General features: G+C 35.2%; 10 protein-coding genes and 2 pseudogenes. 6 read left to right on the top strand and 6 right to left on the bottom strand.

The features are described 5' to 3' along the window. Positions 1-112 precede the first annotated feature (112 nt). Entirely contained in the window at positions 113-904 is a 792-nt protein-coding gene (locus FTV25_RS15360) for a hypothetical protein (protein ID WP_257219019.1), read from the bottom strand. Positions 905-1,546: 642 nt separating this feature from the next. Between FTV25_RS15360 and FTV25_RS15355 the strand changes: the two genes are divergently transcribed. After that, on the top strand, positions 1,547-2,746 hold the full coding sequence (locus FTV25_RS15355; protein WP_005245164.1) for an integrase arm-type DNA-binding domain-containing protein: 1,200 nt from the start codon (positions 1,547-1,549) through the stop codon (positions 2,744-2,746). Between the two features lie 41 nt (positions 2,747-2,787). Here the strand turns inward: FTV25_RS15355 and FTV25_RS15350 are convergent, their stop codons facing one another. Beyond that, complete coding sequence (locus FTV25_RS15350) at positions 2,788-3,201, bottom strand: Cd(II)/Pb(II)-responsive transcriptional regulator (protein WP_005245163.1); 414 nt, start codon at positions 3,199-3,201, stop codon at positions 2,788-2,790. A 79-nt stretch (positions 3,202-3,280) separates the two neighbouring features. Between FTV25_RS15350 and FTV25_RS15345 the strand changes: the two genes are divergently transcribed. Continuing rightward, entirely contained in the window at positions 3,281-3,685 is a 405-nt protein-coding gene (locus tag FTV25_RS15345; protein ID WP_180004480.1) for a hypothetical protein, read from the top strand. After that, positions 3,672-4,559, top strand: coding sequence for a cation diffusion facilitator family transporter (locus tag FTV25_RS15340; protein ID WP_127800877.1), 888 nt, complete (start codon positions 3,672-3,674; stop codon positions 4,557-4,559). The genes FTV25_RS15345 and FTV25_RS15340 overlap by 14 nt, the downstream gene beginning before the upstream one ends. 84 nt (positions 4,560-4,643) lie before the next feature. Here FTV25_RS15340 and FTV25_RS15335 read toward each other — a convergent pair. Continuing rightward, positions 4,644-4,868, bottom strand: a pseudogene (locus FTV25_RS15335) (efflux RND transporter permease subunit); the annotation flags it as partial. On the opposite strand from FTV25_RS15335, the pseudogene FTV25_RS15330 reads away from it, so the two are divergent. Further along, positions 4,868-5,011, top strand: a pseudogene (locus FTV25_RS15330) (antitoxin HicB); the annotation flags it as partial. The pseudogenes FTV25_RS15335 and FTV25_RS15330 overlap by 1 nt on opposite strands. A gap of 252 nt (positions 5,012-5,263) precedes the next feature. On the opposite strand, the gene FTV25_RS15325 reads toward FTV25_RS15330, so the two are convergent. Next, positions 5,264-5,515 carry a hypothetical protein gene (locus FTV25_RS15325; RefSeq protein ID WP_004658363.1) on the bottom strand — a complete coding sequence of 84 codons (252 nt, stop codon included), beginning with the start codon at positions 5,513-5,515 and terminating at the stop codon, positions 5,264-5,266. 194 nt (positions 5,516-5,709) lie between these two features. On the opposite strand from FTV25_RS15325, the gene FTV25_RS15320 reads away from it, so the two are divergent. Next, positions 5,710-5,931 (top strand): helix-turn-helix transcriptional regulator, encoded by a 222-nt coding sequence (locus FTV25_RS15320; RefSeq protein WP_004658364.1) that lies wholly within the window; start codon positions 5,710-5,712, stop codon positions 5,929-5,931. Positions 5,932-6,107: 176 nt separating this feature from the next. Here the strand turns inward: FTV25_RS15320 and FTV25_RS15315 are convergent. Continuing rightward, positions 6,108-7,252 (bottom strand): IS3-like element ISAba14 family transposase gene (locus FTV25_RS15315; protein WP_099046175.1). Its coding sequence is split into 2 segments (ribosomal slippage): positions 6,108-6,988 and positions 6,988-7,252, totalling 1,146 coding nucleotides; the frame shifts between segments, so codons are not numbered across the junction. A gap of 277 nt (positions 7,253-7,529) precedes the next feature. Between FTV25_RS15315 and FTV25_RS15310 the strand changes: the two genes are divergently transcribed. After that, complete coding sequence (locus FTV25_RS15310) at positions 7,530-8,318, top strand: aminoglycoside adenylyltransferase domain-containing protein (RefSeq protein ID WP_038350081.1); 789 nt, start codon at positions 7,530-7,532, stop codon at positions 8,316-8,318. A 126-nt stretch (positions 8,319-8,444) separates the two neighbouring features. Here FTV25_RS15310 and FTV25_RS15305 read toward each other — a convergent pair whose 3' ends face one another. Then, a complete protein-coding gene (locus FTV25_RS15305) occupies positions 8,445-8,903 on the bottom strand; it encodes a DUF523 domain-containing protein (protein WP_077170035.1) in 459 nt (152 codons plus the stop codon). Between the last annotated feature and the right edge of the window lie 175 nt (positions 8,904-9,078).

Genomic DNA, 9,078 nt, shown 5'->3' with positions numbered 1-9,078 from the left:
AATGGCTTTTATGGCTTCAGCTTTAAATTCTGCGGTGTAAGTCTTCTGTTTCTTGCTCATGGTAAACTCCTAATGAGTATGTATAGTTTACCAAGTTAAACCCTCCTGTTTTTTAAGCACACATCACTCTGAGCTTGTTTCTGTGCTTGTACTTTTGATTTAAATAATCTGATTCACTTGAGATCAGCTTGCCTAGACCACTCCCATATACATCGCCATCAGAGTCCACAAAAGCTTCTGAGTACCCTTTATCAACACCTACGGTTTCCTGACCACAATCCTGTGTTTCAACTGCATCATAAGTTGAGTGAACTTCAACATTACCGTTTTTTAGAATGATTCTAAGTGTGCCTTGTGGCGCAAAATCAACAGTCGTATTTAATGGGATTTTAATGGTTTGTCGAGGGATTAGGCTTGGTACTTTAAGCCAACATTGACCATTTAACTCAAAGGTTTTACACATATCCGCACGAACAATAATTTGATTATGTGTGTGATTAACACCATGCTTAAAGTGATTACGCATTTGACGATGGAGGAAATTATCAGTCATCCATTCATCTTTTTTAAGCAAGGTGTATAGTCTTTTTTGTTCATTATTACAGGAGGTGCGTTTTCGGATCGCCTGCTTTACTTTGTCTTTTGATGCTTCTCGATAGGCTTTAATATCACCTATGCAATCACGTAGCGTTTCTTTCCACGCATTTGCAGAAACACCAAAGTCACGACTTTCTTTCATCCACGCATCACGAATAGCTCTGTCACTGATATTCAAACCTGAAATAGCACCATATTTAGCCCACACCTCGCTACGAATACGACCAAGTAAAACAGCTTGTTTCTCAAGCTGTTTGTACTTTTGCACATTCAAGTTTTTACAATGGTGGATGCGTGTTAATTTCACAAAGTCATGCCTAGGTTAAGGGATTGGATAATCAATAGATATGGATGCTAATATACCAAGACACTCACCTAAAATACAAAAGATAATCATTTAAATCTCTAATAAATACCCACCTTGCCACTACTGAATCGACATAGACAAAATGAGAACTTATGCAAATATTTGTCTATATTTTTAGTTATAGTTAATTACTCTCGTAAAACAGCTGACGAAGTCCGAGATAGAATCATTGCGTCAAAACAAACGTGATGCTTATGCACTTATGATGAAAATGAATTAATTATTATTTAATTAAGTTAAAAGACTGCTATATAGCGGTCTTTTTTGTTTTTGAGCTCTACAAATTTTAATGAGTACATATAGTTACTTTTATAAAAATGATAATAAAGGGTAGAGGAGGTCATCTAAGAATTTAAAGCACAAGACTTATTTAACATTGATGACAGAAAAAGTGAGTTGTTGGGAACTTAAAGAAGAGGTGGTACTTATAATGGTTACTAAAATACAAATACTTAAAATATTAAATATATAAAACAATATATTACAAATATATATGATGCGTAGTGTACGCATCATACATAAAGCGTTCTATTTTGATATAATTGATCCAATCAACCCATTGTTAGGTTTCATTTAAATTCCATGAGTCTTACTGAAATTAAAGTTCGCCAAGCTCATTGTAAGGAAAAAACCAGTTTTTTATCCGATGAAGATGGGCTTAGCCTGAAGATTGAGCCGAGTGGAAGAAAATCTTGGTGCTATCGCTATACAGATCCACAAACTAAAAAACGTCGACGCATTCAGTTAGGTCGTTATCCTGATTTATCGCTGAAAAAGGCACGACAAGTCAGAGATGACTTTAAAGACAATGATTTCTGTTTTGAACAAGATACTGCCTCTAATGTCATCACCTTTGGTAAGGTCGGGGAGGAGTGGTTACAGTTCAAACTGAAAAATGCCTTCAACGATCTACCCCGCTGTGGTGTACTACAGTTAGCAGAAAGATGCTTACAGCAAGATATTTATCCAGACCTTCAGGATCTACCTTTTCAAAACATCAAGCGTTATGACCTGGTTTCAGTAATCAAAAAAATAGAGGGACGCCAAGTAAAAGAACCTGTCAAGAAAGCTTGTAGTTATTTGAACCAAATTTATGACTACGCTGTAGCGATGGGTTATTGTGAATTCAACATCGCGCATGGTTTAAATAAAATCGCCATTAACAGTAAAATCAAGAAAAATTATCCGTATTTGAAAGCGGAGGATATATCTGATTTTAAGTATAAATTACAAAAATTGGATGCCCATCCGATTATTAAAAAAGCACTGCTGTTCAAATTACATACTGGCGTGCGAGGGGCTGAATTGTTATTGGCTGAGCCTCATCATTTTGATTTAAATGAAAAAGTCTGGAAAATACCTGCCTTGCATATTAAACAGTTTCGACGAAAAGTCATATTAGGCCATGAGATTCCCGACTTCTTAGTTCCACTTTCAGATCAGGCTTTAGATATTTTAAAAGACGTCATGCAATGGTCATACGGTGAAAAGTACATTTTTGCTAGCCCACGGAAACATAATCAACCGATTCATTTTAATACATTAAATATGGCTATACGTAAGATGGGCTATGGAAAACATCAATTATCCTCTCATGGACTACGTTCCACTTTTAGTACCATTTTGAATGACTCAGGTTTGTTCCAGGATAACTGGATTGAGGCACAACTTTCACATATTGATAAGAACCGTACCCGTGCCAGCTATAATCACGCTGACTATTTAGCCCAGCGGACTGAAATGATGCAGTGGTGGGGTGATTATTTAAGTACTGCTAAGTGAAAATCGTACTTTTATACATAGACTTAAAACATTATGGGGTTTCAAATGGATAGTAAACAATATACTTGCCGTGTTACATGGTCAGCAGAATATAATGAGTATGTTGGGTTGTTCGAACCACAAGCACTAGCCATTTGTTGTAATTCAGCTTTAAGCGCCCTTAATTCTTTCATGCGTTTATTCACTAGTGCAAGTTGCTGATCAATTAATGCATTAACGCTAGAGCAGCTTTCTTCTGGCTTATTTTTTAATTCGATAAGACGTTTAATATCATTGAGTGATATATCTAGGCTGCGACAATGCTTTACGAATTCCAATTGTTTAAGTGCTTTGCTATCATACAGCCTGAAATTACCTTCTGAACGATTTGGATTTAACAGTAATCCTTCTCTTTCATAATATCTAATCGTTTGTATTGAACAGCCCGATTTTTTTGACAATTCGCCTATTTTCATCAATTTCCCCCAGACATTTGACTCTATAGTTACTATAGAGTCTATAGTATAAGTATGCAACGAAAAGGATATATAAAAAATGACTGAGAAATATTTAAACAATACGAATATCGTTAATTTTGAACACAAAGATATCCAATCCTTGATCGATCAACGTAGGTGGAAAAACTTGGATAACTTCAACAAAATTGGTGCCGCTTATCAGTTTGTAAAAGATGATTTTTGTGGTTATGGTGTTGCAACAAAGTGCTTTTCATCACCAGATACAGATTGGCGTGGAGAAAATACCTATATTCAAAAAGAAGGTATTCATGATGACTTTGGGCTTTATGATTCCCCTGATGAGTTCTATTTCGAAAAAGGGACTAACTTGTCGGGGTTCAAACGCTGGATATATCAACGCTTGATACGTCACTTGATTAATATGAATGTATCAAAACTAAGAAATAGAAAAGTACTAGAGGTACAAAATGCACAACCATAATCATAGTCATCAACATGGTAAAGATGACCGTATTGGTTGGGCATTTTTCCTTAATGTGACATTCACTATTATCGAATTTATAGGTGGTTGGCTCACTAACAGTACGGCGATAATGGCAGATGCAGTTCACGATCTTGGTGATAGTCTTTCAATAGGTTTTGCGTGGATTTTAAGTCGTTTTTCAGATAAAGAAGCATCAGATAAGTTTAGTTATGGTTATCGTAGACTTACTCTCTTTGGCGCATTGATAAACAGTATTGTTTTAATCATTGGCTCAATTTGGATTTTATTTGAAGCAATTCCAAAGCTGTCCAATCCTGAAATGCCTGTAGTCGAGGGGATGTTAGGGCTAGCGATACTCGGCGTTGCCGTTAACGGATATGCTGTATTAAAATTAAAAGCGGGTGAAACATTAAATGAGAAAGTGCTGACATGGCACCTTCTTGAAGATGTACTTGGATGGGTTGCCGTTCTTATAGTCTCTATCGTACTGTTGTTCGCTGAACTGCCGATATTAGATCCCCTTTTATCAATAGGGTTCACGCTGTTCATCTTGTTTAATGTTTTCAAAAACCTGAAATCAACACTCGTTTTATTTCTTCAAGCTGCACCCGATAAAGAGACTCAAAAGCGTATTAAACTATCACTAATGGAATTTCCTGAAGTTAATGGTATCCACCACATGCACTTTTGGTCACTAGATGGTGAAAGTCACGTTTTAACAGCGCACCTTGAGCTGAGTGACAACTTTGACGTTAAAGAATTAATTAGGCTTAAACAAGAAGTTGCAGCTAAATTATCTTCCTATCATTTATCGCATACAACGATAGAGTTTGAGTTTTTAAATGAAAATTGTCGGGATGAAGCGCAGTAAGCTTTATCAATAAAATGTTGGGCATACAATATTAAAAGCAGCTTAATTAGGCATAACCTAGTAATTAAGCTGCTTTTTTTGATTTTAAATTTCGTCGGATTGCTGTTTGCTACTCTCAGAGCCATGCGCCCATTGATATAAAATAGGCAATACAAACAAAGTTAAAATTGTAGAAGATACAATACCGCCGATAACAACTGTTGCTAGTGGTCGTTGTACTTCTGCACCAATTCCAGTGTTTAACGCCATTGGAATAAAACCTAAACTTGCGACCAGTGCCGTCATTAAAATAGGTCTTAAACGAATGATGTGCTGAGTTTCCATCATTGTCTTGGCTTGATGCGGATCAGTCTAAAGCATTCTCAGGAATAGAGGAGCTCGTTGCTGATGTTGTCGCTGATATGATTAGCAATAATGAAAAAGTTCCTACACCACTCTCCGGGAAAATATAGTAGGCAGTTTGTTGTCCTTGTTCTCAGTGGTTCAACAAAAACTAGCCCTCGAAGCCGCAGAACGTGGCGTGGACATAAATTGTTTAGTATCAGTAAAAAGAGCGATGTAATTTTAGTACGAGTGAGTGATAGAGCAGGAACCTATGCTTCATATATTCAGTAAATGGTATGTTTTTGAATTAATAGGTATTTTTAAATAAAGCTTTCTTTGATTTAGTGCTTTTTATTTAATAAATTAATTTTAAAAACAACTTAGGCTAATTGATAAACACTATCTGGAAAGATTAAAAGAAAATATTTTTTAATTTCTGCTAATTCATTTAAGGCAGGTTCCCTTTCAAGCAGTTGAAATGTCCAAATAAGTACAGCCTGATGATTATCATAGCAAGTATTTACTCCAAGAAAATTAGCCATTCCATAACTTCTATTGATGTTCATTTCTTTAATTAATTGATTTCCTAAGTCACGAGCTTGCTGGCTGATCAATAACTCATTTGGTAACACGGCGGTCATCTCCACAAAATAATCTAATGCAGGTTCAATCCTTATATTTAAAAAGTTATAATTTAGTTGAAATGGATAAAATATACTTTCTATAAGTTGTAATAACCTGCTGTAGGTTAATTTTAGCAAAGTATTACTCAGTCAACAACTTCAAATAACCCACAGCAAGTTATTTTTTGTAAATTAATTTAAATATGATTACTTGTAAGTTATCTAGCCTCATGGGCGATAGAAAAATTTTAAAATTAAGTGAAGTGGTGCATGCAACAGGTATCAATCGCAACACGCTCACAAGTATGTATTATGACCGTGCTGTACGTATTGAATTACCAGTCGCCGATAAGTTGTGTAAGTACTTTAACTGTACGATGAATGATTTGTTTGAGTTTAAGGAAGAAGTTGAAGAAAAAGATTAACTTAATACTTCGTTTGATAAGTTTTTCGAAGAAAAAGACTAGCCAATACTTAGTTTGATAAGTTTTTCTCTGCAGATCTAATATTGAATTTTATAAAATATCATTACAAACAAACAGAGGTGGTTCCACTTGTTTGAACAACTAAAAGCGTATTTATAAGTGATATTCCGCTCTAGTTAAGCCACCTTGTTTTGTTGGGGTAGCTGATCATAGTAAAACTCATTTGGTGTCATTTTGTCTAGACTCGAATGAGGTCGTTTCAGATTATAAAACTCAAAATATGCACTCAATTGCTTTTTCGCATCTGTGACACTGCTATAAGCTTTGAGATACACCTCTTCATATTTAACGCTCCGCCATAATCGTTCAACCATCACATTATCTACCCATCGACCTTTACCATCCATACTGATTTGAATGCCATTTGATTTCAATACATCAATAAATGCATCACTGGTGAACTGACTGCCTTGGTCTGTATTCAATATTTCAGGTGATCCATATTTTTCAATCGCTTCATTTAAAGCCGAAATACAAAAATCCACCTCCATACTAATCGATACCCTATGCGCAAGTACCTTGCGGCTATGCCAATCAATCACAGCACATAAATAAACAAAGCCTTTTGCCATAGGGATATACGTTATATCCGTAGACCACACTTGATTACTGCGCTGAATAGCCAACCCTTTGAGCAGATATGGATATTTACGGTGAGCTTGATTAGCCTGGCTTAAATTTGGTTTGCAATATAACGCCTGAATACCCATTTTCTTCATTAAAGTACGTGTATGACGTCGTCCTATATGATGCCCTTGACGATTCAACAAATCACGCATCATACGACTGCCTGCAAAAGGATATTGCATATGTAATTCATCAATACATCGCATCAGCTTCAGATCTGATGAGCTAACAGGTTTTGGGCGATAATAATAACAACCACGAGAGACTTTCAGTAACTTAGCTTGTTTAGATACTGAAATCTGAAGTGAGTGATCGATTAACTTTTGTGGTTGAAGCGGCCCAGTTTCTTCAACACACCTTCTAAAAAATCAATTTCTAATGCCTGCTCACCGATTTTTGCATGTAACTTTTTAAGATCAATGGGAGGTTCTGATGGAGCTTTTGATTGATCGAAAGCTTGTGAGGAAGCTGAGATCAATTGATTTTTCCAGTCAATAATTTGGTTTTGATGAACATCAAACTCAGAACTCAATTCAGCAAGTGTTTTTTCTGCTTTGATCGCAGCAAGTGCTACCTTAGCCTTAAAGTCGTTTGAATGATTTCTTCTTGGTCTACGTGCCATAAAATACTCCATATATTGATGTTTATAACATCATTTGAGGAGCAGAGTATCACTTATAGGAGTTGTTCAAATTTCCGGATCCATCTCTAAGTGAGGAGGAAATGACTCTTACTATTCAGATGTTGTTTCAAGCTTTTTTTGATTGATAGAGTTTTATGTATTAAACTCTATATTGAAAGTAAATATATTGTAAAAATAGTATGTTATTTACTAATTGATTAAATTATTTACACTTATTCTGTATAATGCTCTATGAATTCATTACTTATTTTTTTAAATTAAAAATCATATGCAAAGCTTAAATGATGAAGAGTGTCGCCAAGTTGAAAGTGTAAAACAGCTTTTACAAAAAAATTTTAAAGATAAGCTTTATGCTATTTATTTATATGGTTCGTATGTTGATGGTGGTTTAAAACATAAAAGTGATCTTGATATTTTAGTTATTATTGAACGTGAAATTACCGATCAGGAAAGAAAACAATTAGCGCAGAATTTTCTAAATATATCTGTTCCGATTGGTCATGCTACAGCGCGTGCCTTAGAAATTACGATATTAGAAAAAGGGAGTATTACCAATAAAAATCATCCATATACATATCAGCTACAATATGGCGAGTGGTTGAGAGAAGAATTACTCAAAGGTGAATTACTTTATAGTCAATCTGATCCAGATATTAGTATTTTACTTAAAACTGCCCAATTACATAACATTACTATCTTTGGACCTGATATTTGCGATTGGTTAAATCCAATTAGCTATGAACAATTAATATTTGCCATGCAAAAAACTTATCCACAAATTATTGCTCATTGGAAAGACGATCAGGATGAATGTAATCAAATTTTAGCGCTATGCCGTATAGCTTATACATTAGATCATAAAACAATAGTTGCCAAGGATGTTGCTGCGACATGGTTTTTAGAATTCTTAAGTCAGATAGATCAAGACATTTTGCAACTCATAATAGATGAATATATTGGGCAAGGTCATGAGCAATGTTGGTTAGTTTTACATGATCAGCTTGCTAAAATTGTTAAAGAATTACAGCATAAAATTGAACCACTACTTTTTAACTGATGTGGAAGTAATGGATATGCTTCTTAGATTATTACCTCACTATATCTCTAAATACCGAAGAGACTTGATATTGCAAAGGGGGGCGTGGTTGGAGTTGCATGAAGATTTTAAATAAAAGCGGAGGAACTAGGGTAAAAGTTGCCAAAAAGTTTCTTCTGAAATGACTTTTATATTATGACGTTTAAGCAAAGCGGAGGTAACTCCATTGCCATAGATCTTATTCCCATTAAATTGACCATCGTAAATCATTGAACTACCACATGAAGGGCTATTTTCTTTAAGCACTACCAGAGTAGCTTTTAATAATTGAACTTTTTTTAAAGTTCTATATGCCCCTTCAATATAGATTGAAGTCACATCCTTTCCTGATTTTTCAATTACACAGGCTTTTCCATCTAAGACATCATCGCCATTACCTCCCGAAATCTCGGCAGGTTCGCGTGGTGTTGATAAACCGCCAAGAATCTCTGGACATACCATAGTAGCTTTTCCATCTTTGACTAATTTTTCGATTTTTTCGTTTAAGCTATGCGTCCCGTTATAACGTACCTTTAAGCCAGCCAGACAAGAACTTACTAAAATCATATTTCCTCTATGAAAAAGATATGTATCGATTTGCTATTTAGCCAGTACCTGATGTGTGCTGAATTAGCAGGAGACTTTCACTTGGGAGATTCTAGGCAGCTAACCGATAAAAGTCTTCTGCCATTTGATTTGGTGTCTTAAAATCCAAGCCTTTTTGAATTCTTCGCTGATTATA

It is taken from the genome of Acinetobacter sp. YH12249 (assembly GCF_013417475.1).
GTDB lineage: Bacteria > Pseudomonadota > Gammaproteobacteria > Pseudomonadales > Moraxellaceae > Acinetobacter.
Note: the sequence above shows the minus strand (reverse complement) of the source record. Positions and strands in the feature narration are given on the sequence as shown.

Bases quoted from the DNA above. Each gene is read 5' to 3' on its own strand.
- FTV25_RS15355 (WP_005245164.1), top strand. From the start codon at position 1,547: ATGAGTCTTACTGAAATTAAAGTTCGCCAAGCTCATTGTAAGGAAAAA.
- FTV25_RS15350 (WP_005245163.1), bottom strand. From the start codon at position 3,201: ATGAAAATAGGCGAATTGTCAAAAAAATCGGGCTGTTCAATACAAACG.
- FTV25_RS15345 (WP_180004480.1), top strand. From the start codon at position 3,281: ATGACTGAGAAATATTTAAACAATACGAATATCGTTAATTTTGAACAC.
- FTV25_RS15340 (WP_127800877.1), top strand. From the start codon at position 3,672: ATGCACAACCATAATCATAGTCATCAACATGGTAAAGATGACCGTATT.
- FTV25_RS15320 (WP_004658364.1), top strand. From the start codon at position 5,710: ATGATTACTTGTAAGTTATCTAGCCTCATGGGCGATAGAAAAATTTTA.
- FTV25_RS15310 (WP_038350081.1), top strand. From the start codon at position 7,530: ATGCAAAGCTTAAATGATGAAGAGTGTCGCCAAGTTGAAAGTGTAAAA.
- FTV25_RS15305 (WP_077170035.1), bottom strand. From the start codon at position 8,903: ATGATTTTAGTAAGTTCTTGTCTGGCTGGCTTAAAGGTACGTTATAAC.